The organism is Streptomyces sp. NBC_00829 (genome assembly GCF_045161795.1).
Lineage (GTDB): Bacteria > Actinomycetota > Actinomycetes > Streptomycetales > Streptomycetaceae > Streptomyces.
The window spans coordinates 1-23,698 of record NZ_CP108869.1 but is presented as its reverse complement, the minus strand read 5'-3'; the positions used below and the strand labels follow the sequence as shown (position 1 = coordinate 23,698).

Below are 23,698 nucleotides of genomic sequence, written 5' to 3'. Positions count from 1 at the left end.
ACCGTGCGGCCCCTTCACCAGCGGCCACAGCCAGAGCCCGCAAGCAGCCCCTGTGCCAGTCGTGTCTCGATGACATACGGGCCGGGCGAGCGGTGACCTTCTCCGTACGCCTGAAGGGCGAGCAGACCGCGATGGCTGTCGCCCACGAGATGCCCCTCCTCGACGACGAGGGCCGGGTGATGGCCGTCCGCTGTCCGTCCGCCGGGTGCGGAGCGGTTGTCGACCTGATCAGTGGCCGGCTCGACGGCCACATCGTGCGCGGCCAGGAGTGCCGCATGTCCGGCGTGCGGGTGGTGGTCAGTGAGGAGTGAAGCGTGAGCTGAACAGCCTCAGTCGCTGACCTTCTAACCCTCTCGGGCCGTGCCCGAACCCCTGAACCGCTGTCCCGACGACTGCCCCGACTGCGCCGAGAACGACCACGCGTGAGACATCGGGGCGAATGCGGAGTTGATCTCGACATGAGTACCCCCGTCCCGGGAACCGGGGCAAAGAAGCGTCCCGCGAGGCGTCGCAAGGTCAAGAACGCTCGGACCGGCTCCGTGGGAAGCAAGATCCTGCCGGGTCGGTACAGCGACGAGGGCGAAAAAGGGCCCTGGTTCCGGCGTCTGGTTCGCCGCGCTGAGACGCGCGACTGGCAGCGTGAGACATCGCGGCTCTGACGGCCACCGTCAACCGGTCTTCGCCGTCGCGCCGGAGAGCCGCCTCGCGCCGCCGGCCTCCGCAGGTGCGAGGGCGCTGGCCGAACAGCCGAAGGCCCTCTGCTTCACCTCTGCCGCTCCCGAAACACGCGGCCCTGCCCCTCCCCCCTCCCCCTTCTATGTGCGCGCCCGTCGTGGCGCTCGAACCTAGGACGAAACGTGTCTGCTGATCTGCAGCTCCGCATCCATTCGGCACCCGCTGGCGAACTCGTTCCGCTTCTCGACCTCATGCGGGAGCACGGCCTCCGCGGCGAGTACGAGCGTGGTCCTGCCGAGGTCCTCACGCTAGGGCAGGTCTACCGCTCCCGGGACGCCGCGCTGGGCCTCTGCGAAGAGGTCGCCGCGCGACTGGAGGAGGACGCCCCGAACGCCGTGTTCGAGCTGTGGCAGGACCCTCACTGGAGCACAGACGGGCACTACCACGCGCACGTCCCGCAGTTCGGACATTTCGAGGCTGGCTGCGACGTCGAGGGCGTTCCGCATGTCGGCGTGCACGACCTCATCCAACGGCTGAGCAACAGCCCGGGAGCGACGCTCGGCGACTGGATGGCGGGCGAGGGGGCCGGCCTTCTCGGCATCGCGGTGCTCGCCGTGGTGGGCGAGTACCGGGCGCAGCAGTCGTCCGACTCCTGATCCGGGCTCTTCCCCCCTTCCCCCCGTCGGGGCCGGTTGGCCGGTGACGCATGCGGCGGCGCTGCGCCGCCGCTCCGCGATCGCCCGGATCGACGACGCGCACAACGGCAAGCCACTCCCCGGCCTCCACCACCCACGAACCACTGGAGAACTGATCATGGCGGACATCCGCATGCGCTTCCTCGGGCACCCCTGGGAGCGAACCACCGTTTCTGCCGATTCCGGGATCCCTGAGGAGGTGTTCATCGCCCTCTTCCTCCGGGCGATGGAGACCGTCCCCGAACTGCGCGCCTTGCCCGGCGACCTGGAGACGTACACGGTGCGCTGGGACGGCGACGAAGCCTCGATCTACCACCCGGATGTGGAGCAGGTCGTCTTCCGTGCCCAGCCCGCGCCCGAGCGTTCCGTGCAGGGGGGTGCTCCGGTCGGGACGCGGCCGCCTGAGGTGTGGCGCGGGGAGCGCGGCCACGACTTCTATCCGGCTCCGGCGGTGCTGGCCGAGATCCCGGGTCTGTGGGCAACGGTCTTGGAGCCGCATGGGCACAGGGTGGTCGGCCTCCGGTACTTCTCCGCCTGGGGCGAGTGGTACGTCGTGGAGGTCGATGACGCGAGCGGTGAGGCTTACGGGTGGTCGTGCCTGGGCGGTGACCTGTCGCAGGGCCGGTGGGGTTTGATCGATCTTCCGGCTCTGGAGTCGTTCCATCAGGAGGACGACCTGTCCCAGTTGGTTGTTCGCGATCTGGATTTCACACCCGCTGTCGCGGCCAGTGTTTTGCCGGAGGGCCGACCTTACGATTCCTGCGGGGACGCGGATTGCCGTGTGTGTCTGCCCGATTTCATGACGGAGTACGTTGCTCGACTGCGTGAGATTATCGCGGAGCACGGGTTCGCCGTCCAGGCGGTTCTTGCTGATGAGGGTTCTGCCGCCTATTGCTACACCGTCGGTCTGCACGAGTCTCTGGGACATGAGTTCGTGATGGCCGGCCTGGACGTCAGGGCGATGCAGGGCGTGCTCCATTCCGTCGTCGAGCGCTTCGCCGGATCGTCTGGTCCGGTCGCCGGTGAGGTCCTGGACGGGCTTCTCGCGAACGGATTCCGGCTGCTCATGCGCCCCGTGGAGTCCTTGGAGCCCTTCGCGATGCTACGGGCGGTGTATGGCCGGGATACCGCTGTGCCGTACTGGCAGGCCGTGTGGCCCGATCGTGACGGCGTCTTCCCGACTGATGCTTCTTGCTCGCTTTCGCCCGGAACGCAACCGCTTCTCTAGCCGGTTTCGGGGTTCTCAAATTCTTGCGTTGTCGTTTTAGGGGGTATTTTCATGCGTCAGCCCGAACCGCTGGATGCTATTGAGGAGCTGCGGCTCTTTCTGGATTTCGCCGTTCCGCTGTGCGGCAGTGATATCGCGTACAAGCTCAGGCAATGGGGCCATTCTCGCGAGCAGGCCAAGAACTGGCTACGTGGTGAAGCCGAGCGCGCTGGCGGCAGCTTGGGCGAGAACGGTGACGTGCTGCAGTTCAGCGATGGTCGTCCTCGGTCGGGACGCGCGCAGAACCGTGTGGTCCGGACGGCGAGTGAGCTTGCTCGCGGCGTGGCAGCGGCAGCGCTGCTTGCTCAACTGGAGGGGAAGAGCGGGGTCGAGGCTTTCGGTGGCTTCTACGGTGTCGCTGCTGGGCCCGCTGAGGCGGACACGGCCCGAGTCCAGGATGGGGAGAACGGTGCAGTCGGTGGCGCCGCTCGTGGTAGCTGTCCTGTACGGCGGCCGGCTGCATGAACGCGCCAGGGGAGTCCCGGTGCCGCGCCGTTGCGCGGCACCTCGTCCCGGCCGGTGAGTCGAGCCCGCAGAGAGCCGTATTGGAGCTCTCGGCTCACCCATTAGTCTCGCTGTGGCCCGTGCCGGAATGGAGTGTGCGGGACAGGCCCCGGTCCCCGTGACGGGACGCAGTACGGCCGGGGCCGTCACTCCCGGGGCGGTTCGTACAGTCGCCGACGGCTCAGTCCAGGCGGGAGAAGTCGAGATCCACCAGGATCTCCTTCAGGTCGACCTTCTCGTCGAGGCAGAAGCCCCGAAGCTCGTCCCACATCTCGGAGACACCCTCCAGAGCGCCACCGAGCAGGGACAGTTGCCCGCGGTCCTCGTCGTATTCCTCGTCGTGGAGGTAGACCATCTCCGCCTTCTGGAGCTCGCGTACGACGCTGAGCAGCGTCGTACGGTCCGCCGAGAAGCGCCGCAACACCAGTTCGAAGTCCGTGGTCTCCTCGTGGACCACGAGGGCGAGGACCTGTCGGGCCATCCGCGTGAGGCCGCCGACACGCCCCGCGAAGCGGTTGACCAGTTCGAGGACGTCCTGTTCGTCCGACGGATCCTGGTCGGCGTCCTCCCAGGCGAAGAAGCGGCGCATGGTGGTGGCGGGCCGCACCAGGAAGCCGTTGACCGTGTCCCGGAACTCGGCCTCGATGTCGTCGACCGTGTACCGGTACGTGCCCTCATGCTTCTGTTTGACCGCGCGCAGGTACTCGACGGTGTAGTTGTCCCGGGTGACGCTGCTGTCGATCAGGTCGTGGTGCACCCCGCACAGCAGCATCAGGTTGTCGAAGTCCCTCAGCTGTTCGACGTCCCGGCCGTCCCATGCCTCGTGCCGGGCGCTGCCGGGCTCAGCGCCGATGATGTGGGCGATCTTGCCGACCCAGGCGCCCTCATCCGTGACCAGCCGCGTTGGGCAGTGCGGGTCGCCCCAGGCGCACTCGTTGCCGGAGAACGCCCACAGCCGGCGCGCGACGCCGGACATCGGCTCCTTGCGGTTCTTCTCGGGGCCGCTCGTCCGCTTGGCCACAGCCCGCCCTTCCTTCGCCCTGACGACAACGCGCAGCGTAGTCGAGTGTGTTGGGGTGCGGCATGCGTGCTGGTTGTCCGGCTGCTACGGCGCAGGGTCGGGCGGGCGCGGGGGCGAGTTCGGCCTGTTCGGCGACGGCGCCGAGGCGGTCGGCGGGCACCGCGTATGTGGCCGCGTAGCCAGCGGCTGTGCTGGGCCTGACGCTGGGCGCTGGTGGCCGGCCGAGGGGTGAGGCGGGTCTGCTCTGGTGTGGGTGAACTTCGGTCGTTGTCGCCCGAGTCCGTGTCGTAGTCGGGATGATGTGGCACGTGCGGGGCCGCGGCGGCCGCGGGAGGGGGTCAGGGTGAGCAGGTGGGGGAAGCAGCAGGACCGGCTGGTGGTGCGGGCCGTCGACGTGCTGTCGGGTGTGCTGAACGGCGCGGTGCCGGAGCCTGCTCGTCGTGTCGTCGCCTCCCGGGCACTGCTGGCCGTCGAGGAGTTGGTGTTCCCGATGCACGAGGAGCTGGTGCTGGAGGAGAACGCGGACGCGGCGGCGCGTGAGGCTACCGATGAGCAGTGGGCACACGACGCTGCGGTGCGCGGGTGGGTGATCGAGACGTTGGCCGAGCACGCCACGTCCTACAACGAGCTCCATGAGGTGTGGGAAGACGATCTGGAGTACGTCGAACCCCGTGGTGACCATCCGGTGTGGGCGCTGCTGGAGCTGGCTCCCTTCGCGCGACGCCTGCGGCTGCTGCAAGAGGCGGCCGCGAAGACAGCCGTCGGCCTGGGCGGCGACGTCGGCGTCGGCGCGCACCAGATCGGGCACTGGGCGGCGGGCCGGTCCCGGCCCGGAGAACGTGAGCGGGAGGCGCTGGCAGAGGCGCTGGGTGTCCACCGGGCGTGGCTGCACGCTTCGCGCGACGAGCAGCCCGATGTGCAGCTGTACCGGTTCGCGTCCTGCCCGTGCGAGAAGCCGACCGCCATGACGCGGCTAGGGCTGGGCCGGGAGGAGCCGGACTGGTACGACAGCCCCGCCGAGCAGGCTGCCGCCGTGCACTGGTGTGGCGGCTGCCGGCAGGGCTGGGTGAAGGACGCGGCCGGCTGGCTGCTGCCGCTGCCTCCCGGGGAGGAGCCGAAACCGTCCCACAGGGACTTGGCCGGCCTCGGCCGACCGTTCAGCAGCAGCCCCTCGGTAACCTTCGATGAGCCGTGGCCGCGGGCTCTGTGGCAGCTCCCGGCAGGCCGGAAAGGCCGCGCCCGCACCGCCTACCAGGTCCCCGAACTGCTCACCCGGGAGCCGCAGACCCTGCCCGTACGGCCGACAGCCGCGCGCATCGTCGTGCCAGAACCGGTGTGGGGGGCCGGTTCAGCGGAGCGGCTCGCCGCGAACGCGTTGTGGTGCCGCACCTGCCGGGCCCTGGCCGACGCGCCTGAGGGGGCGGCCGGCGGACCGTGGGTTCTGCTGCACCGCAGCGAGCCGCGACGCGGGCTGAGCACCTGGACCTACCCCACCGAGAAAGACGCTCTGCATCACGGCGCCCATCTGGCCATGACGTACCTGCAGTTGGACGACGGTCCCCTCGACCCTGTGGCGCTGGACCTGTTCGTCGGCCAGGCTCACCCCCAGGTCATCGCCCGCTTTCTCGAACTGCACCCGGAGACCACCCAGTTCGAGGTCGCCGAACTCGTCCCCATGCGCGCCAGCGAGTTCTGAGCGCCGACGCGCTCCTTGGCCGCGCCGGGGCGAGCGGTCAGGAAGCTCCAGCCGTTGTCAGCCAGGCGATCCACGCGCCGTCCTGCGCCCTGCCCAGGTGAAGGTCTGGCGTGTGATCGGCCCTGCGGGCGCAGACTCGGCCGTAGGCGCCGTGACGGGCGGGGCACAGCCGGGCCAACTCCTCGGGAGTGAGCACCGCGAGGTCGTCGGGGAGGTCCTGGCCGGCCGCGGTCGCGCGTGCCTGGGCACCTCGTCGGCGTTCGACGGCGTCCCGGTGCTCGGCGAGCAGACGGACCCAGCGCAGATCGCTGTCGTCCTGGTCGCCTGCGGGGGTGTAGAGGCACTGGCGCGCACCGTGCTCGTCGATCTCGTCCACGACGATCATGCCGATCGACTCCAGCATGCGGCACGAGGCCAGATTGGCCTTCTGGGTGACCGCAACCAGCGGGCCACCGCCCGGGACGGCGTCCGTCCACCAGCTGACGGCTGCGGCGACGGCCTCCCTGCCCAGCCCTTCGCCCCAGGCGGAGGGGAGCAGCTGGTAGGAGATTTCGGCGCGGCCCTCGCGCCTGCGGTCGGCGCCGATGGTCACCAGGCCGATCGGTTGCTGGTCGGCGACGCGGACGACGGTCCACGCGCCGGCCGTCGTCGGGTAGGCGGCCTGCCGGGCGGCGACGCGCTCCTGCGTGACCGGACCGCCGAGGTGCGCGCGGACCCGGTCGTCGGTCAGCAGCTCGTGCACGAGGAGTCCGTCTTCGTGGGTGATCGGCCGCAGGAGGAGATGGTCGGTGCGCAGCTCGGCGGGCCAGAGGCGGTCCAGGGCGGTGTCGACGGATTCCATGAATGTCACCTTGGCAGCCGGCGGCTCGGAGCGGGCCGGCTTCGTACGGAGACGCACGGGCGGGTGACGGGAGTGAGCGGCTCCGGGGCTGGCCCCTGCGGTGGAGCCGGCCCAGGGCAAGGAGCCGTACGAATGCTCGTGCTTTCGGTTCGCGTTCGGTTACCGGCGGGGGCGTTGTCGGTGGCGGCTGGCAGTCTGCCCGGGACAGAGGCAGTGCCGTTTCGGAGCAGCAGGAGAGGTAGCACCGTGGACCAGTTCAGGGGCTGGAAGAGGTACCCGCGCATCATCGAGGGTGCTCTCGCGCGCGCCGGCTACGCGGATGCCGAATTCGCGGTCCGCCGGGGAGAGGTGCGGGGTACGGCGGAGGCCCGGTGGGCGTGGATCGGCGGGGCTGCGGAGCTGACCGCCGAGGAGTGGCCGGACGGGCTGGAGCTGGTGTGGAACTCGTCCGCGGGCTGGGCGTACCAAGGACGTGGCGGCGACAAGCTCGTCGCCTTGCCCGTGCCGGTGCTGGCGGCGCCAGAAGCGATCACCGCGCTGCTGCCGGCCCTCATGGACGGGCGCCGCGACCAGCTTCCTGCATCCGAGGACCGGTGGGAGCACGCTGCGATCCTCGCGAGGTGGGCGGAGTCTGCCGCAGTCCTCGGCGACGACAAGTACGACGCGGCCTACCAGCGCGCCGAGGAGGAAGCCGCGACATTCGAACGGTGGCAGGCCGAGCTGGGTGACGTTCTGCCCCTCACGGCGCCACTTCCCGTGGAGGCCGACGGCACCGCCGGGGCCGCCGCCCTCGGGTCCGGTGACGCCCGCACGCCAGACGCGGCGGAGCGGGCCCGGCGCGCGCACGTGGACGTCATCCTGCAGTGGGCCCTCAAGGCACGCGACGGCCGCAGCCACTACCCGGACCCGGAGCTGTTCGGGGCCCTGTGCGACTTCTTCACCCGGGCCGTGGTCTTCCCCGGGCTGATGGACCCCGACGACGGGCAGCGCCACACCAGCGACCCCTCTCGCGCCCTGGCCCACCTGCTCATCCAACACCTGGAGCGCTACGGCATGGACCTGGAGGACCTGCCCGAGCTGGTGTCGCCCGATACCTCGGTCGCGCCCGTCGGGGACGCGGTGGCCGAGTGCATCGTCCAGGCGCTGCGCTCCAGCCGCTGGTTCAGTGACGCAGTCTCCGGAACCGGCCAACCCAGCTGCGAGGTGATGTTCCGTACCGTTTTCGGCAGCACGGGCGTTCTCCACCTCGCCGACGTGACCGGCCCGGACGACCGCCCGAAGGCGTAGGGCCCCGGAACTCGGGGATGCAACTGACCGCAACGGTGGATATGCCTGTCGGGCGTTCACCCCGCCGGGACGACCCCGAGGCCCAGTCGCGGGGACGGAACTGCCAGAATTCGCCGACGTTGCCAACCACCGCCTTCGACTGGGGGAAGCCCTGTGAGCGACAACATCGACGTGGAGGCGACCAGGCTCCCGGACGGCACGCTCGTCCTCCCCCTGCACACGGTCACCGCGATCCTCCGGCAGATCGCGGACAGGGCCGAAGCCCGGCAGCAATCGCAGCGAGTCACGGACCCCATCACGGAGATCCGCGCGATCGCCGACCAGATCGATGCCGCCGGTCTCATCGATCAGGTCGGGCCGTCCGCACCGTAGCGACCGCATCGTGCAGCGGGGCCCCAGCCCCACGTTCCGTCAGCCGGATCAACGGTTTGTGCTGGTCCGGCCGTCCCCTCCTCAGATGACCTGATCGGGCGTTCCGGGGAGACGGTGAACTTGTGAAACCAGGCGGCGGAGGGCCGGAAGGCCGGAGGATACTGCCGGGATGCCGACCGATCTGAAGAGCGCACTGGCCGCGCTGGAGGCCCACCAGCCCGGCTCGCTGCTCGGGCTGCGCGAGACACAGTGGCTCGATGCGAAGGCCGCCGCGTACCAGCTCGATGCCGACCCCCGCGCGCCCGAGGAACTCGCCAAGGATGTCGCCGCTTTCGCCAACGGGGGAGGCGGGGTCATCGTGATCGGCATCGCCACCCGCATGGAAAGTGACGAGGAAGTCCTCGACCACATCAGGGGGCTCGCCCAGGATGCGGTGAACGTCGACCAGGTCCGTAAGGTGATCCGCGCCCGGGTCACCCCCGCGCCCCGCGGGGTACGCATCGGCTGGTCCGGCGACGGTGGGGAGCGCGTGCTGTTCATCGACATTCCCGCGCAGCCCGCGGCCACGCTCTTCGTCGTGGCGGCGCCGACCGGGAAACCGGGCACTCAGCGGACGGACACCGTCGCCGTGCCGGTGCGAGACGGCGACCAGACGCACTGGCTGCCGCGCGCCGAGATTCAGGCGTTGCTCTCCGCGGGTGTCCGAGCTTCCGGAATGCCGACCGCCGAGGCCCTCGCCGACCTCGTGCGCCAGGCCGTTTCCGGTAGCGGGTCGGGGGGAGGACTGCGGGTCGGCCAGGGGCTCCCGGATCGCGAACGGGAGATGCAAGAGGCATACCGTCAGTTGGCCAGGGCCGAGCTGGGGGAACCGGCCGGGGAAGCATGGGCCCACGGGTCGACCGCTCTCCAGGATCTGCACCACGCGCGCGACGGCGAGCCGGGCTGGGTGCTGTGCCTGGTTGCCGGGCGCCCGCCGGTCGTGGTCGCCGCGCCCATCTGGCAGGCGATCGTCGAAGCCGGCCGGCACGCGCCAGGCCATGATCCGCTCGCAGCGATCGGCCTTCCCCGCCCGCCCGAGGACACGGACACCCCGTGGGTGATCGCGGCCGACTCGCGGAGTGTGGACGTCGACGGCGGATCGTGGGGCGCGGGCCGCCTGGCGTGTTCCGGGCGAGGCGTGTGGCGGTGGCAGCCGCTCCCCCGCTTCAGCCTCAACCAGGGCCGGTCGGCCGAGAACTGGACCGCCGGGCAGACACCGGCGCTACGGCTGCGCGCCGTGGTGAACCTGCCCTGGGCCGAGGCGAGCGCGCTGGAGATCAGCAAACCCCGGCGCACTCTGCTCGAGCAGCAGCTTCCGCACAGCGCGGTGGCCGGGGCGGTGACGATGCTCTCCAGGCGCCGGGGCGCGGACCTTCCCGCCGCTCGCTGGGAACGGGGGCCCTTCGGCAACTCCGCCCGCTCTGTCGGCTACTCCTGCACGATCGCCGGACCAGACGGCGGCCCGGCCCTGAAGGCGTCCGTCATGCTCGCCCTGCCCACCACGATGGAGTCCACCGCGGTCGCCTGCTCCGACGTTCTGATCGAGAACCCGCAGGCGTGGGCGGCGGCCATCGGCCCCGGCTGGGACACTCGCCTGGGCTTGGACGAGATCCAAGCCGTGCTGCTGAGCACGTGGGAGACGGCCGCCGAGCTGCTGCCCGACGTCGTCGGTGACCCGGCCGGGCTGTCCTGGTCCGCCCCGCCCACCACCGAATTGCGGATGACGTGCGAACAGCCCGCCGACAACGGCGTCCTGCCCGCCCTGGACTCCCTCGTCGACCTGGAGTCGCTCGGCGCCAACGACGGCGGGACCAGGCCGCGGATGGCCGTCACCATCACGGCCGCGCCAGCGATGGGCCAGACGGAGCGCCAGAGCCTGCTGCGGGAGGCACTGGTGCACATGGCCCGCCAGTTCGGGTACGTCGACGCGGAAATGGACCTGCTGTAAGAACCGGCCCGTGCACCAGCGTTGTACCGCATGGCCTGGTCTGGCGACGCCTACTGGGCGTCCTCTCGGGTGCCGCATGTGTCATCCGGTGGCATCCCAGGGCTGGCCCTCGCCGGCGCCGGTGAGCCGCTCGTGCTCGGATCGGGCTGCTTCGAGCAGGCGACGCCAGGACGTGACCAGCGGGCGCCGCCGCAGCAGAGCCCGCCGTTCACGCTCGGTCATCCCGCCCCAGATGCCGTGCTCGATGCGCTGATCGAGAGCATGGGCCAGGCACTCGGTGCGCACCGGGCAGCCGCTGCAGGCGGCCTTGGCCTTGTTCTGGGCCGCTCCTTCGACAAACAGCTCGTCGGGATCAGCGGTGCGGCAGGCCGCCCTCTCACCCCAGGTCTCATGTTCATCCCCGACCACCCCGATGCCGTCCTCTCCCCAGCCCGGCCACCTGCCCGCCCCCGGGCACGTGCAGTCCGCAAACGGTACGGCACGCCCGTAGAGCGGGGGAGAGCGCATGGTGACGGCAATCCCTTCGGGTGAAGGGGACTTGACGACGGCCCGGGTGGCCCCTGACGTGTCAGCCGGTGGGCGAGCAGCCGGGAATCGCCGGGAACGGGGCCTCGCCCGTCAGGACGCTGATCCGGCGCCGGATCGCCGCGAACATCTCGGCCCGCTCCGCCTTGACCGGGTAGTCGAAGCGGTCGTAACGCAGCTGGAGGGTGGCGGTAGCGTCCGGGGATTTCAGGAGGACCACACCGAGGCCCCCGTCGGCGGTCAGGTCGCGGTGCCCGCGCAATTCCAGCGGCAGACCGTTCTCGGGGTCGGTAAGGGCCTGCACCAGCTCGGTCCGGCGCAGACCGGTGTCGGAGTAGTGGTCCAGCTCCAGGATCCACCACTCCCCCAGGCGGGACTGGTGTCCGGTGACGACCTGGGGCACGGCGACCGTGTGCAGGAGGCCGAGGCGGCGCAGCAGCCCGCTGGGGAGCCAGGCCGCCTCACGCCAGGTGGATTCGTACGGGAGCGGCTGGCGCTCGTCTTCCCACCGGCGTTCGTGGGCGGTCCAGGTGTCGCCGGCGAGCCAACTGGCCTCGCCTTTGTGGTCGCGGATTCGTTCGGCGAGGGTGGCTTCGGCCTTGTGGAAGGCGCGTCGTGAGGGGCCGGTGAGCTGGATGCTGGTCGGCTGTCCGAGGCGGCGGAGTTCGATGCCGTGCTCGCTTCGTGCGGTGATCCGGCACCCGTTGAGTCCGTGGATCTCGTCGTCGCCGGTGCCCACGCACACGCGGGCGGGCAGGATGCCGGCGAGCAGGCTGTCGAGGCTCGCGTTGCTTTCCAGGTGAAGCCGAATGCCCTCCGCGGTGGGCTGTACGTACCGGATGCCGAAGGGAAACTCGAAGAAGTCCCGCTGGGAGCTGAGGACCCAGTAGAACGCCTCGGACTCCAGCAGGAGTTGCGCGTGGTGGGCAGGGGCCGGGATGACAGGGGTGTCCCGGGGCAGGCCGGCGACGATCTCGCAGGCGAGTTGGCGGGGGGCGCCGGTGTAGAGGGCGTAGGTCCGGGCCCGGCTGCTGGTCTGGGTGGCCGCCATGGATTCAGGCACCTTTCGCTCAGCTCCGTCGGCCCGCGGAGCGTGAGGAACAGGCACTGGTGTGCGGTGTTGCAGTCGGTGGGGTGCAGCTGATCGAAGCCGTGCTTCTTCGCCTCCGCCTTGAACCAGTGGGCCGAGGTTCGCGTGAGGAGCAGCAGACCGATGCCGCAGGGCGCCACTCTAATCCTCGGGCTCGGCTCGAAGGGGGCGCCACACCGTGCGCCGGTGCGGGGCGCGGGGCGCGGGCTACAGAGGGGACGCGGCTGGCTGGGGATAGTTCTGCTCGGCGAGTTGGCCACGGGCGACGGCTTCGTGTCGAAGAGCGGTCCTGAGGTGCCACAACGAGATCGCCGGCAGGAGGCCGCCGAGCCGGGCCACCGCCCTCAATTCCTCAGCCGCCCGGGCCAGGAGCTCGGCAGCCGATCGTGCCTGCTCGGCGCTCCGATCCCCACTCAGGCGTTCTACGATCTCGTCCAGCAGCTCCGCCAGCTCACCCGCTCCCGGGTCTTCCGGCACATCGGCTCCCCACCACCGGATGGCAGCCTCCAAGGCCATGAAGCAGTCAGAGCGGTCGAGCGTCGGCGTGGTTCCTACGTCCCCGTGCATCACGACCGCCATCGTTCACCGTCGGGGGCCTCCTCGGGGCAGGAACTGAGAATCGGCTGCTCTCGGGTCAGCCCCCGACGCGGGGTGCGAGGGGTTGTTCCGGACGCGGTCGCGCTGCGGCCGGCACGGGTATGCCGCGGCGCAGGGCCTCGCGGGTGAGGATGTCGAGCTGGGCACCGGCCGCGGTGTAGGCGTCGGCGGCGTGCGCGAGACGTTGCTCGGCGGCGGCCAGGTCTGCGGCGAGTTCTACATCGGTTCGCGGCCGCGTGTGAAAGCCAGCCTGTGCTGAATGCTCCGCCTCACAAGGGTGGGGCTCGTCCTGCCGTGCGGAGCGGCGGATGAACACGCCCTTGCCCTTGACCGCGTAGACCAGACCCTCGCGTTTGAGCACGCGCACCGCGTTCTGTGCGGTCGAGTTGGCGATCCCGAAGCGGTCTTGGAGTTCCCGCGCGGAGGGAAGCCGCCCGCCAGGTTCGAAGCTGCCGGACCGAATCTCCTCCCTGAGCCGGTCTGCCGTACGGACGTAAGGGGGCCTGGGGTCGTGTTCCTCGTCGATCACGTCGTTGGCGACGGGTGAGGGCTCCGCCCGGACCGCCAACGGGAGGCCGGGGTGTGTGCTGCTGACGTAGCTGCCCCGCCCGAGCACGGAGTAGACCACGCCTTCCTGCTTCAAAACCCGCAGCGCGTTTTGCACCGTCGAGCTGGAGACTCCGAAGCGCGTCTGAAGCACCTGCGCCGACGGCAGTCGGCTCCCGGGCGCATACTCCCCGGTCTGGATCCCGGCGCGCAGCACCTCGGCTGCCTGGAGGTAGGGCGGCCTCGAGTCGTCTTCCAGCGGCAATGTCATGGGTGTAACCGTACGCAGCACCATCTTCCGCTCCAGGCTGTGGGCTGGCCCCCCGCGGCCGTCTGGCCAGGGAAAACAGGTCGAATATCTGTGCCATTTCCCGGAATCTCGGGTTACGGTTCGTACCTGGAAGAGCACGAAGGGGGACATCATGGAGGCCACAACGTCTCGGTACGTCGGGCGCCCTCCGGGCATCGTGACCCGGGAGGACGGACTGACCGACCGGCAGCACAGGATCGTCGACGCCATCCGGTCCAGCATCAGAGACCGCGGATACCCGCCGTCGATGCGGGAGCTGGGCCAGGCCGCCGGGCTCTCCAGCACCTCGTCCGTCGCGCATCAGATCGGCGCTCTGGTGAAGAAGGGCGTCCTGCGACAGGACCCGAAGCGCCCTCGCGCCTACGTCCCCACCACGACAGCCGGCCCCGAGGGCGACGTCGCCGTGGAAGCGGGCCCCGAAGACGCGGTGTCCGACTCCTCGGTGGTCCACACCCCCCTCGTCGGCCGCATCGCCGCTGGCGTTCCCATCACCGCCGACGAGCAGGTCGAGGATGTGCTCGCGCTGCCGAGGCAACTCGTCGGCAGCGGGCAGGTGTTCGCGCTCACGGTCAGCGGCGAGTCGATGATCAAGGCGCACATCATGGACGGCGACACGGTCGCCGTCAGGGTGCAGCCGGACGCCGAGAACGGCGAGATCGTCGCCGCCATGATCGACGGCGAGGCGACGGTCAAGCGGCTCAAGCGGGAGGGCTCGACGGTGTGGCTCATGCCGGAGAACGACGCCTTCGAGCCTATCTGCGGCGACGCGGCGTCCATCCTCGGCAAGGTCGTGGCGGTCATGCGCAGCGTGTGAGCACCGCCGGTCGGGGATCTCGGCCGGCCGGAAGCGGTGACTGCTGTGGTTGATTCATTTTGGGATGGGGAAACGCATGAGCGAGGAAGCAACGCCGGACGTGACGTGGGAAGAGATCGCGGACAGCTGGCGGCTGGACGAACTTCTCGAAGGCCGCATGCGGCCCACCACGAGCGACGACGTGCTGACGCTGATGACGATCGGGGCGCTGCGCGGACGGCCGCCGCTGAGTGAGGCCGCGCGGCGCAAGGCCCTCGACGTCATGATGGCGGCGGCTGACGGCGGCGCGGGGGCCGAAGAGGACCAAACGCCGCGGGATCCTGCCCGTATCGAGCAGACTCGTCAGGCCGCGCTGCGTGCCTTCGACGAGGCCCAGCAGCAACGCGAGGAGTGACCAAGCCCAGGCGGCTCGCCGCAGAGCCGCCGCAGGGCGCGGACAGGGTGCCTTCGAACCGAGCGCCATCGTTGACCAGGGCATGAGCGTTCGGAACCTCCTCGACACGGCCTTCGCACAGCCGGCCGCCCCGGCTACGCGTGACAGCGGCCTCACCTTCACCGCCCTGACCTCGGGCGCCTGGAAGGAGTTCCTTCTCGGTCCGGGCGCTGGGCCCGGCAGATCGGGATCCTGGGACGAGCAGCTGGCGGTGCTGTGGAAGCGAGTGGTCGCCGAGTGCGGAGAGGCACAGCGACTCGCGGACGAGCACGACATCGACTGGGAGCTGGCTCCTCACGAGTCCAAGGCAGTCCTCGCGCTGTGCGGGCCGGACGACGTCGTCATCGACGTCGCCGCGGCCGCACTGGCGACCCAGCGGGACCAGTGGGAGCTCGAGCGGCGCTTCGCCCGGATCCATCGCCGCCTGCCCTCGGACCTGTCCGGCCTTGTGCCCGCGGACGTCGGCGCGCTGCGGTCCGGTCTGCTGGACGAGCAGGATTTCTCCACCAGCACCTACCAGATCGAGCGCGACCGGTTGGGGCGGTGGATGCGCGCCCTGACTGGCACCGCGGCCTACCTGGCCGCCGCGCACGTGGTCCCCGCCCCGCTCGCCCTGGACGTGGTCACCACCGCCCCGCTGGACGAACCGACCCGGGACGCTCTGCGGCTGCCGGCCCCCTGGTCGCTCATCACGCACGACGCCGTCCCCCTGCGCGCGGCCCAAGCCGACGACGACGAGCTCGCCGCGCTCATCGAGGACGGCGTGTGCGTGGGACCGGAGCCAGTCATCCTCGGCGGCCTGCTCGCCTCCCAGCCCGATGGCCGGCTCGACACGACGTCCGGGTTCCTGCTCATCTCCTCCCTCGACGCGACGGGGAAGCGATGCCAGGTGCTGCAGCCGACCGCGTACGGCGACCACGGCGGCGGCCGCGTGCTGTACGGGTATGCCGCGCAGTTGGCGTTCGCCCGATGGACGCAGCCGCCCGCTCTGCCGGACCCCGGTCCGCGCCCCACGTCGCGCAGCACCTTGGGCAGGATCGCCACGAGCGAGGCCGGGCGGGCTGGCGGCTTCCATGGGGTCCGTGTCCTGGACTTCACCCCTCCACCCGAAGGACCGCCCGAGCAGCGCACGGCGCCAGCCGGCTCGCGAGGGCCGCTCGTCGTCGGCACGTGGCGGCGGGCGCACTGGAAGCCCGGAGTGCGGATCGGGATCCGCGACAGTGACGGGCGGCTCGTCGGGCCGGTCTACAAGGACGGTGCGGTCGAGGGCGTCACGTTCACTCGTGAGCGCCGGTTCTTCCTCCGCGCGCGGGTCCGCGCCGACCTCCCCCTCGCACCCGCCACCCCGGTCTACCGGATCCCGAACCCCGGCGCTGCGAGCCGGTGACCTCCATGTGAAAGAGAGAGCCGGTCGCGGCAGAGGGTCGCGAGAGCGGGTTGCCGCGGCCGGAGGGCGGCTGATCACGCCTGAACCGGCGGAGTACACCCCCGGACGCAGCGCACGGGGGGACGCGGCGTCCAGGGGGACTGGTCGACAAAGTACCGCGCCAACCAGCCGCTTATCGCACATATCGGGGAATCCCATCACGCGTCGGCGCGCAGCGCGGGCTCGTGGCCGGGAAGCAGTGGGCGAGGAAGTCGGATCAACTGGCGGCCGGCGTGTGCAGCGGATGCACAGCCTGCCCGCGTGCGTCGGGCAACGGGACGTGTTCGGCACACAGGATCCGCAGGCGCAGTGGCGGGTGCGTGCGCAGGCCCCGCACCGCCACCCAGATCCGGGGCAGCACGGCGCGGGCGCGTTCACGGTCGAGGTCCTCGCGCCACATGTCGGCCACGGCGGTCCGGCCGCAGACACGGGCGGCCGCGAGGTCGCAAGCCAGTTCGCCCCACCAGAAGAACAGGGTGTTCAGCGCCCAGGCGGCGGCTGCTGTCAGGGCGAAGGCGGGCAGGGGCAGCAGGCCCGCGGCCAGGCCGGCCACCGCGACGGCGGCGGACTCGGCGGCGATGCGCTTGCCGGTGTCGCGGCGCTGGAGGTGGGCGAGTTCGTGCTCCAGGACCGCGGGGAGGTGGTTAGTGTGACGGGGGTGGAGCCACCGCATGCCGAGCCACACGTGGCCTCGGCGGCCGTGGCCGGTGGAGCGGGCATCGGCCCAGCTGCTGGTCTCGCTGGAGGTGGCCAGGGTGACCTTCTTCAGTCCGCGCTCGGCGGTGGTGCGGCGTACGTGCTCGGTGGTCTGCCGCATCCTGGTGGCGATGTGGCGGTACGTGTCGCTGTCGGACGGGTCGGGCTTGCGGCCTGCGTGGACCTGCCAGGTCAACGCCTGGGCCGACGGCCCCATGGTGATCGCCGACTTCTGCCGGGCGCGGCCCTGCACCAACCACAGTCCGCCGGCCGCCGCCGCCACACCGACGGCGATGCCGGCCGACGGTCCGCGCAGCTGTGTCATGACGGCCTCGCTGGTGATCGCCGTCGCCACCACCGCCTGCCCCACGTGGCGTTGCAGCCTCTCCCCCAGTGTCATGGTGATCACCGTAGTCGGCGGGCGCCGTGTGTCCGGCTACGCCCTGACGCCAGCGAGCGCACTCACCACGAGTCAGTACGAGTACCGCCTGGATGCCGGGCCCAGCAGGAGGAGGAAAGAGAAGCCGGATGGCATCGCGACTTCGCTGGCGCCTTCCGAGCTTCGCGAACGCTCCGATGATGGCCGTGAAGGGGAGGGATACTGAGAAGAAGCCATTCCCAAGTCGCCAGGAAGGGCAGCCGCATTGAGCCAGTCCGACGGTCATGAGACCGGCCCGTACGAGGCACTCCGGCAGGGCCGGACGGCAGTGGATCGTCTGATGACCGGCATGCTGGGCGCCGGTGGGATGTTCCTGGAGGTGGCGGCAACCCAGGTACTCCTGTCCACCGCGAGCCCCCGCGTCCAGTTCGTCGAGTTCACCGCCGATCACGAGAAGGAGAACGGAGCCGACTGGCTGTGGTGGTGGGTGGACCGGGACGGCACCTGCTACGGGCTCCTTGTCCAGGCAAAGATCTTGAAGGTGAACGGCAGGCGCTGGAGCGTCGACTTCACCTACAAGACGCGCGGCGACGACCGGACGCAGCTCTCCAAGCTGATCAGGGCGGCGAACCGCTTCGACGTCCCCGCGGCCTACGTCCTGTACTGCGGCGACTCGCAGTACCGATCGACTCTGAACTGCGATCGCACCCATGACAACATTCCTTGCAAGGAACGTGACCGGGTTGGTGTATCCACCGTCTCCGCCCTGGTAGCGGAGACCGCGGTCGGGCTGGGCGGGACGAGTGCGGGCGTGATGGCTTTCCACGACGCGATCCCCGTCGAGGACATCGCCAGCCCCGACGGCCTGGACGCGCCGATCGTGCCTCTCGCGCGCGGGCTGGACGAGGACCTCGAGCGCTTCCTGCGGCAGCCTCAGCGGGGGTCTCGCCGGGTGGCAAAAGAACTTCTCCGGCCGGTCCAACAGATCAGGAACGGCCAGTTCGCCGGTGCCGCAGTCATGCAACGCGCCACCCCGGTCACCAACGCCCTCTTCCAGAACGTCCCCAACGACTTCGGGCACTTCTCTGTGCCGTACCTCGCGCACATGCTCTGCGGTCTGCGGGCCGAGGTCCCCGACTACGTCCGGGACGTCCTGGAAGGCCGGCCTCCTCCGCCGTGGGTCACTGACCATCTCGGCGGGATCGTCGTGATCCCCGATGCGGACGCCCCGACCACGGCGTCACCGGCCCTGGCCGGTGACGCCGGGCTACTCCTCCCAGATCTCCCAGAAGCGCCTCAGCCGCCGCTTGATCACCGCCCTGGGCAGGCCGCGTGAGGTCGACACGGCACGTCGGGGGCTCATCCGCTCCAGGGGACTCGGGCGAGAACCAGCCCCCGGACGTCGGCGGCGCCGGTCGCCCGGAGCCGGAGCGCGACGTGCTGGAGCTGCGAACCGCTGGTGAAGACGTCGTCGACGAGCAGGATGGTGGCTCCCTTGATGTCGCCGGTGTCTCCGGTCCAAGTCAGGGCGGCGGCATGCGCGGTGGCGGCCGCGCGTTTGTCGTCCAGGGTCCGGTTCGCGGACCGTGGCGTCTCGGCGTGTTTCACCAGCCGATGCGCGCCCGGCGGGCTGAGCGGGAAGGCTCGGGTCACGTCCTCCGTGTAGGCGGCATCCATGATCGCCTCGATGTGCCGGATGGGCTGGCGGCCGGTGTGTGTGGGGTTGCCGACCACGTGGTCGACGCCCCGCATCTCCTCGGGGTGGCTCTCCATCCAGCCGACGAGGAGCCGGCCGAAGATCATCGCCCAGCCGGCCCTCCCCTCGTATTTCAGCGTGTGGATCTTGTCGCGCAGGGCTCCGGAGTACATGGCCACTGCGTCGACGCGGGAGAACCCCCGCTCGGCTTCCGATAGCGCGCAGACCCGGTTGCTGCACTGTCTGCCGGGCGCGACGGACTGGGAGCAGACCGGGCAGTGGGGCTCGGCGACTGGCTGGAGGGTGCGGCCGGCGCAGTCGGAGCACAGGCGGGCGGTGCCGGTGATGCGGTACGCGCACACTGGGCAGCCTGGGAAGCCTGCCGGATCCGGGAGGCCTGCCGTCACAGACCGGCCAGGGCGAGCTGCTGGCGCTGCTGGCCGGCGGCTTGGATGTCCGCTGCCTGGCCGAGGCGGTCGGTGATGTCGCTGGAGGCGGTGACCAGGATCGCCCGGTCCTCGTCCAGCATTTTCTTCGCCCAGGGCTGGGTGTCGGCGAGAGAGCGGATCAGGAAGACGAGCTTGCCGTGCTCGGCGGCTAGGCGGGCCTGCATCTTGGCGCCCGACGTGCTGGAGGCCTCGATGACGACGCTGCCCAGGGTGGTGCCGCTGGTGACGACGTTGCGGCGGGGGAAGGTGTGCCTGGCCGGGGGATGGGTGGGCCAGAACTGGCTCAGCAGTGCGCCGCCGGCAGCGAGGATCGCCTTGGCGAGCGGCCGATTCTCGGCCGGGTAGATCGGGGCGGCGATGCCGGTGCCCATGACAGCGAAGGTCCGGCCGCCCGCAGCGAGCGTGGCCTGGTGGGCTGCCGCGTCGACGCCCTTGGCCAGGCCACTGGCGATCACGACGTCGTGCTCGACGAGCTCGCGGGCCATCCGGGCGGCACGGCGAAGCCCGTCCTCGGAGGCCTGACGGGTGCCGACGACGGCGATGGAGCGGGCGTCGCGCTGATCGAGCTCGCCGCGGTAGAAGAGGAACGGCGGCAAGTTACCGATCAGCCTCAGATTCGCCGGGTAGTCCTTGTCCAGGACCGTGACCAGGCGCGCGTCGGCCTTGCCGGCTGCGGCGAGTTCCTCGTCGACTCGGGCGCGGGCATCGTCCAGGCCGACGGCCAGGGCCTGCTGCAGCAGGGGGCGGTTCTTCGTCGCTGCACGCGAGTCCTCGTGCAGCTGTCCGTCCATGAGCGCTGCCAGACCCTCGGGGCTCTGGGCACTGCGGGCGAGCAGACTCCAGTCCAGGGTGGCATCGCCGGCGCGCAGCGCGCACAGGGTCAGCAGATCGTGCTGGTCAGCGGTGATATCGAGGTCCATCAAGGTGTCCTTCTACTCGTGGCCCCGGGATGTTCGAAGGATGAAGCGGTGTCTCGGGCCACTTCCATCATGGCGTACGCGGCCCCCGTACGGGCGGGAAGGGGCCCTCGGACCGATTTTTCAGGCGTGCCGCCGCTGCTCCATCCGGGCGAGGGCTTCGGCGAGCTGGGTGGCCCCGCCGGGCGCCGCGACCGGTTCCCAGATGATCCCTACCGCCAGACAGATGCCGCTGACCAGGCGCTCCGCCTCGCGAGTGTCATACCACTGCTCGACCTGTCCGGGCAGGGCAATCCACCACAGAGCGGTGGTCGTCGTCTCCCCGGTAGGCACGAGGTACTCGCCTCGCCAGACGAGGGGGTACGCGTTCTGCTGGAGGTGAGTGAGCATGTCGGCGAGGTGCCGCTGCCGGGCGATCTTGTAGGCGGTCATGGGAGAGCGGGTGCCAGCAGGAACCGGGCGGGGTGCCGGATGAGCCATCCGGGCAGGGGCCGCCTCAGAGGCCTGGGGTTCGACGGCGACCTCCTCAGCGGCAGCGAAGTGCTCCATGGCCGTCGTCAGGACTACCGACGGCCCTTCCTCCGCTCCTCCAGGGCCCGTCGTCGTCTGGAAGTGCGTCAAGGTGATGTCGTTGGTGGTGAAGGGATCGATCGTGACGCCGGGACGCAGCTGGTAGACGGTGTGGCGCGAGGGGTATTTTCCGATGGTCAGTGCGATGACCCGTGCTGCTCCGGCCTCGCTGAGGAGGGTGCGGGCCCACTCTAGGGACTTGCCCTCGGTGGTGAAGTCGTCGAAGACGATCACCGTCTTGCCGACGATCTTCTTCTTGTAGGCCGGGTTGACTCGTACGGTGCGGGCCTGGGCGGCGATGGAGATGTCCCGGCCCGTCGACTGGCCGACGCTCCTCTTGTACCGCTCCAGGCTGGTGTCCGGGGCCTGGGTGACGCGTTCGAGAAGGTCCTCCTTGTAGGAGGAGCCGGTCATGACCTTGGCGCGCCGCAGGAAGCCGGCGAGCTGCGGGTTGCCCTTGGCCGGTGTACTGCTGGGGTACACGCAGAAGAAGCTCCGACCAGGCAGCGCACCGTCGAGGTAGGCCGCACACAGAAGGTGCAGCATCAGGACATCACGCGCGTCCTCGTCCCCGACCTTGACGGTGTTCTCGTAGGTGAAGATGTCCTTGATCGTGAAGGTCCGGCCGCCGCCGCGGGGGAACCGCGCGTTGAAGGGCAGCATCGAGCGAATCGCGAAGGCGCGGTCGTCGTCATCGAGACGGAACGCCCAGCGGGGCTCGTGCAGCAGGAAGTACTTCAGGAGTTCGATGACGTCGGCGGGCTCGTCGGACATCAGCGAGGTGATCTTCGCTCCCAGGCGGCTGGCCCAGCGGGCGTGGATGTGGACGACTCCGGCGTGGATGCCTGTGTACCAGTCGAACTGCGAGGTCCCGATGAGGATGAGCTGGTTCATGCGCAGGTCGAGTCTGTCCGCGACCGCCTCCAGCCAGGCGCCGTTTCCGCGCTTCGCCTTGTCCGGGATGTCGTCGCGGCACAAGTGCAGGGCCGGTTCGGGGAGACTGGCCGCAGCGAGGGCCGATTTCGCGTCCATCGGGTCGTTGGTCAGCAGAACCCAGGCCACATCGCGCTCATCGAGCCACCGCAAGAGCTCGGCGATCCCTTCGTGGGCGTGTCCCGGCCCGCGCAGGACTGCCTTGTAGTCGATCGCGACCGCGCGCACCGTGTTCTTCTCGTCCATCGCCGCCCCCACTGCCGTGCCGTGATCATGAACTGACCGTCTGGCCATGATCTCAGCCGACTTGGCCGCGAACCTGCGGATTTCGGGATTCCCTGGCTCCGGCTCGCTGGCAGCCGGCCTTGCGCCTCCGTGCTCGCGGACACCTTCGTCGCGGCGGAAGAGAGCGGGTTCCGCGACGACGCCACCGTGGTCGTCCTGATACGGGCGGAGGGCTGAGGGCCGCCCTTGCCCAGCTTGGGGAACGCCGGGTCGGGACGGGTCCCCCGGACGTCGCGGGGCTCAGGTCGGTCTGGCGGCGGAGTGTCAGGACGCGACGAGCTGGTTTTGTGGTCCGCCAACAAAGTTGGTGACCAGCGCACGGATCCGTGAGCGGAGCTCGGACCACTCCTCGGTGGATCGATGCTCCGCCTCCATCTGTTCAAGCACCTTCTCGAAGGACAGCAAGGCCACACGGCCGCGGCGACGGCCCAGCGCGGTCCGGGCCTCCTGCAGAAGGGGCTCCCTAGCATCCGCGCCCTCGGCTCGGCGGTGTAGCGCGGTGATCCGGGTCAGCACGTTGAGGTTGCCCAGGATCCGGACGAGCTCTTGATCCGCCCATCTGCCGAGCACGGCTCGTCTGCCCTTCCAGACCGCGAATCCGACGCCGGCGATCCACGTCGGCAGCATCACGATGCGGACGGCCGGAGTCTCGGCCTGCGGGATCAACCCGCTGGCCAGGAGCATTCCGTACGGCCCCTGTGCCAGAGCGATGACCATGCACCACTGCAGCAGACCCCTCGGGTACCAGCGTAGGCGGCCGTCAGCGAGGGTCACCATCGCACCGACCACCGCCAGACCGACCAGGAGCAGCCAGGCTGCCTCCGCACTCACAGCTGTCATGTCACGCACATGCGGACTGTAATGCCCGGCACCGACAGCCTGGCCGCGGCCGGGAGGAGGGCTCAGGCTTCCGGGACGTCGTCGTGCTCGGGGCGGTCCGCATCGGGGGCGAGATGGTCCACGAGCATCAGCAGCATCTGCACGGCGAGGGCGCCGAGGAGGATGGTGACCCATCCCATGGTCCATGGCGTGCTGCGGGTGTCGAGCACGGTGGGCGTGAGCACCACCATGGCGGCGATCATGCCGCACGGAAGGACCCACTGCCGCCTCATGTCCGGCTGCCCGGCACGGCGTCGTCGGGCTGGTGGCCGCCCTCGGTGTCGTTGTCCGGGTGGTGCGGATGGTTTCGCCACGGAGCGGCCATGGTCATGAGCTCCTGGAGAAGGTGCTCGGCTGTGCCGTCGGGGTCCTGGGCGTGTACGGCCTCGGCGTAGGACTTCTCCAGAGCGTGGGCGGCTGTCCAGTCGTCCTCGTACGCCTGGCGGCCGTCGGGGTATTGCTCGCGGCGCCGGTCGTCGAGGCGGTCCACGATGAACTGGTAGGCGCGTACGCCGGTCTGCGGGTCCAAGAGCATGCGGTGGATCTTTCGGAGTGGGTGACCTGGTCGGGTGGGTCGGTCTACCGGCTGAGCGGTCGTGCGGCGCGGGCGCGCCGAGCGGCGCGGAATACTTCGGCGGGATCGTCGCAGGCTCCGGGGGCGGGACGCCACTCATCGGCTCGCCAGAGCGTGAAGGGGTGCCACCGACCGTCGAGACCGGGCCGGATCTGGACGCCTGCGGTCGAGTCGGTGATCGCTCCGTCGGCGATGTCGATGATGCCGAGGGTGACGGCGCGGGAGGCGCGGAGG

The 23,698-nt window shown here is 70.2% G+C and carries 25 protein-coding genes and 1 pseudogene; 12 read left to right on the top strand and 14 right to left on the bottom strand.

Annotated elements, in window-relative coordinates; all coding sequences use genetic code 11:
- The first annotated feature begins 92 nt into the window (after positions 1 to 92).
- The 4 genes from OG293_RS41830 (at position 93) to OG293_RS41815 (ending at position 3,102) form a co-directional block, all read left to right on the top strand.
- Positions 93 to 311, top strand: a complete 219-nt coding sequence (locus OG293_RS41830; RefSeq protein WP_331734151.1) for a hypothetical protein — start codon at positions 93 to 95, stop codon at positions 309 to 311.
- A 546-nt stretch (positions 312 to 857) separates the two neighbouring features.
- Positions 858 to 1,331, top strand: a complete 474-nt coding sequence (locus OG293_RS41825; RefSeq protein WP_331734148.1) for a hypothetical protein — start codon at positions 858 to 860, stop codon at positions 1,329 to 1,331.
- 238 nt (positions 1,332 to 1,569) lie between these two features.
- Entirely contained in the window at positions 1,570 to 2,598 is a 1,029-nt protein-coding gene (locus OG293_RS41820) for a DUF4262 domain-containing protein (RefSeq protein WP_406003946.1), read from the top strand.
- Between the two features lie 51 nt (positions 2,599 to 2,649).
- Positions 2,650 to 3,102, top strand: coding sequence for a hypothetical protein (locus OG293_RS41815; protein ID WP_212728887.1), 453 nt, complete (start codon positions 2,650 to 2,652; stop codon positions 3,100 to 3,102).
- A gap of 220 nt (positions 3,103 to 3,322) precedes the next feature.
- On the opposite strand, the gene OG293_RS41810 is transcribed toward OG293_RS41815, so the two are convergent.
- Positions 3,323 to 4,162 carry a hypothetical protein gene (locus tag OG293_RS41810; RefSeq protein WP_212728886.1) on the bottom strand — a complete coding sequence of 280 codons (840 nt, stop codon included), beginning with the start codon at positions 4,160 to 4,162 and terminating at the stop codon, positions 3,323 to 3,325.
- A 343-nt stretch (positions 4,163 to 4,505) separates the two neighbouring features.
- Here OG293_RS41810 and OG293_RS41805 point away from each other — a divergent pair, with 343 nt between their 5' ends.
- Positions 4,506 to 5,858 carry a helix-turn-helix domain-containing protein gene (locus OG293_RS41805; RefSeq protein ID WP_331734138.1) on the top strand — a complete coding sequence of 451 codons (1,353 nt, stop codon included), beginning with the start codon at positions 4,506 to 4,508 and terminating at the stop codon, positions 5,856 to 5,858.
- A 37-nt stretch (positions 5,859 to 5,895) separates the two neighbouring features.
- Here the strand turns inward: OG293_RS41805 and OG293_RS41800 are convergent, their stop codons facing one another.
- Complete coding sequence (locus OG293_RS41800; protein WP_331734137.1) at positions 5,896 to 6,699, bottom strand: GNAT family N-acetyltransferase; 804 nt, start codon at positions 6,697 to 6,699, stop codon at positions 5,896 to 5,898.
- Positions 6,700 to 6,945: 246 nt separating this feature from the next.
- Between OG293_RS41800 and OG293_RS41795 the strand changes: the two genes are divergently transcribed.
- The 3 genes from OG293_RS41795 (at position 6,946) to OG293_RS41785 (ending at position 10,345) form a co-directional block, all read left to right on the top strand.
- On the top strand, positions 6,946 to 7,986 hold the full coding sequence (locus tag OG293_RS41795; RefSeq protein WP_331734135.1) for a hypothetical protein: 1,041 nt from the start codon (positions 6,946 to 6,948) through the stop codon (positions 7,984 to 7,986).
- Positions 7,987 to 8,139: 153 nt separating this feature from the next.
- On the top strand, positions 8,140 to 8,358 hold the full coding sequence (locus tag OG293_RS41790) for a hypothetical protein (protein ID WP_331734134.1): 219 nt from the start codon (positions 8,140 to 8,142) through the stop codon (positions 8,356 to 8,358).
- Positions 8,359 to 8,527: 169 nt separating this feature from the next.
- Entirely contained in the window at positions 8,528 to 10,345 is a 1,818-nt protein-coding gene (locus OG293_RS41785; protein ID WP_331734133.1) for an RNA-binding domain-containing protein, read from the top strand.
- A gap of 81 nt (positions 10,346 to 10,426) precedes the next feature.
- Here the strand turns inward: OG293_RS41785 and OG293_RS41780 are convergent, their stop codons facing one another.
- From OG293_RS41780 to OG293_RS41765, 4 genes are all read right to left on the bottom strand, one after another.
- Positions 10,427 to 10,753, bottom strand: coding sequence for a WhiB family transcriptional regulator (locus OG293_RS41780; protein ID WP_331734131.1), 327 nt, complete (start codon positions 10,751 to 10,753; stop codon positions 10,427 to 10,429).
- A 160-nt stretch (positions 10,754 to 10,913) separates the two neighbouring features.
- Complete coding sequence (locus OG293_RS41775; protein WP_331734130.1) at positions 10,914 to 11,921, bottom strand: hypothetical protein; 1,008 nt, start codon at positions 11,919 to 11,921, stop codon at positions 10,914 to 10,916.
- Positions 11,922 to 12,167: 246 nt separating this feature from the next.
- Positions 12,168 to 12,527, bottom strand: coding sequence for a hypothetical protein (locus OG293_RS41770; protein WP_406003945.1), 360 nt, complete (start codon positions 12,525 to 12,527; stop codon positions 12,168 to 12,170).
- 67 nt (positions 12,528 to 12,594) lie between these two features.
- Positions 12,595 to 13,374 (bottom strand): GntR family transcriptional regulator, encoded by a 780-nt coding sequence (locus OG293_RS41765; protein ID WP_331734126.1) that lies wholly within the window; start codon positions 13,372 to 13,374, stop codon positions 12,595 to 12,597.
- A 151-nt stretch (positions 13,375 to 13,525) separates the two neighbouring features.
- On the opposite strand from OG293_RS41765, the gene lexA reads away from it, so the two are divergent.
- The 3 genes from lexA (at position 13,526) to OG293_RS41750 (ending at position 16,047) form a co-directional block, all read left to right on the top strand.
- Positions 13,526 to 14,227, top strand: a complete 702-nt coding sequence (gene lexA / locus OG293_RS41760) for a transcriptional repressor LexA (protein ID WP_331734125.1) — start codon at positions 13,526 to 13,528, stop codon at positions 14,225 to 14,227.
- Positions 14,228 to 14,303: 76 nt separating this feature from the next.
- A complete protein-coding gene (locus OG293_RS41755) occupies positions 14,304 to 14,621 on the top strand; it encodes a hypothetical protein (protein WP_406003944.1) in 318 nt (105 codons plus the stop codon).
- Positions 14,622 to 14,703: 82 nt separating this feature from the next.
- Entirely contained in the window at positions 14,704 to 16,047 is a 1,344-nt protein-coding gene (locus OG293_RS41750) for a hypothetical protein (protein WP_331734120.1), read from the top strand.
- A 256-nt stretch (positions 16,048 to 16,303) separates the two neighbouring features.
- Here OG293_RS41750 and OG293_RS41745 read toward each other — a convergent pair whose 3' ends face one another.
- The gene (locus OG293_RS41745) at positions 16,304 to 17,182 is read right to left on the bottom strand and encodes a M48 family metalloprotease (RefSeq protein WP_331734118.1); all 879 of its coding nucleotides are present in this window, start codon (positions 17,180 to 17,182) and stop codon (positions 16,304 to 16,306) included.
- Positions 17,183 to 17,501: 319 nt separating this feature from the next.
- Here OG293_RS41745 and OG293_RS41740 point away from each other — a divergent pair, with 319 nt between their 5' ends.
- The gene (locus OG293_RS41740; protein WP_331734113.1) at positions 17,502 to 18,497 is read left to right on the top strand and encodes a hypothetical protein; all 996 of its coding nucleotides are present in this window, start codon (positions 17,502 to 17,504) and stop codon (positions 18,495 to 18,497) included.
- Between the two features lie 23 nt (positions 18,498 to 18,520).
- On the opposite strand, the gene OG293_RS41735 is transcribed toward OG293_RS41740, so the two are convergent.
- The 7 genes and pseudogenes from OG293_RS41735 to OG293_RS41705 all read right to left on the bottom strand — a co-directional run.
- On the bottom strand, positions 18,521 to 19,219 hold the full coding sequence (locus OG293_RS41735; RefSeq protein ID WP_406003943.1) for a ComF family protein: 699 nt from the start codon (positions 19,217 to 19,219) through the stop codon (positions 18,521 to 18,523).
- 41 nt (positions 19,220 to 19,260) lie between these two features.
- A complete protein-coding gene (locus OG293_RS41730) occupies positions 19,261 to 20,226 on the bottom strand; it encodes a DNA-processing protein DprA (protein ID WP_331734107.1) in 966 nt (321 codons plus the stop codon).
- Between the two features lie 120 nt (positions 20,227 to 20,346).
- On the bottom strand, positions 20,347 to 21,972 hold the full coding sequence (locus OG293_RS41725; protein WP_331734105.1) for a hypothetical protein: 1,626 nt from the start codon (positions 21,970 to 21,972) through the stop codon (positions 20,347 to 20,349).
- Positions 21,973 to 22,275: 303 nt separating this feature from the next.
- The gene (locus OG293_RS41720) at positions 22,276 to 22,851 is read right to left on the bottom strand and encodes a hypothetical protein (protein ID WP_331734102.1); all 576 of its coding nucleotides are present in this window, start codon (positions 22,849 to 22,851) and stop codon (positions 22,276 to 22,278) included.
- Positions 22,852 to 22,913: 62 nt separating this feature from the next.
- Entirely contained in the window at positions 22,914 to 23,123 is a 210-nt protein-coding gene (locus tag OG293_RS41715) for a hypothetical protein (protein ID WP_406003942.1), read from the bottom strand.
- On the bottom strand, positions 23,120 to 23,425 hold the full coding sequence (locus OG293_RS41710) for a hypothetical protein (RefSeq protein ID WP_331734097.1): 306 nt from the start codon (positions 23,423 to 23,425) through the stop codon (positions 23,120 to 23,122). The genes OG293_RS41715 and OG293_RS41710 overlap by 4 nt, the downstream gene beginning before the upstream one ends.
- A gap of 44 nt (positions 23,426 to 23,469) precedes the next feature.
- Positions 23,470 to 23,698: pseudogene (locus OG293_RS41705) on the bottom strand (hypothetical protein); the annotation flags it as partial.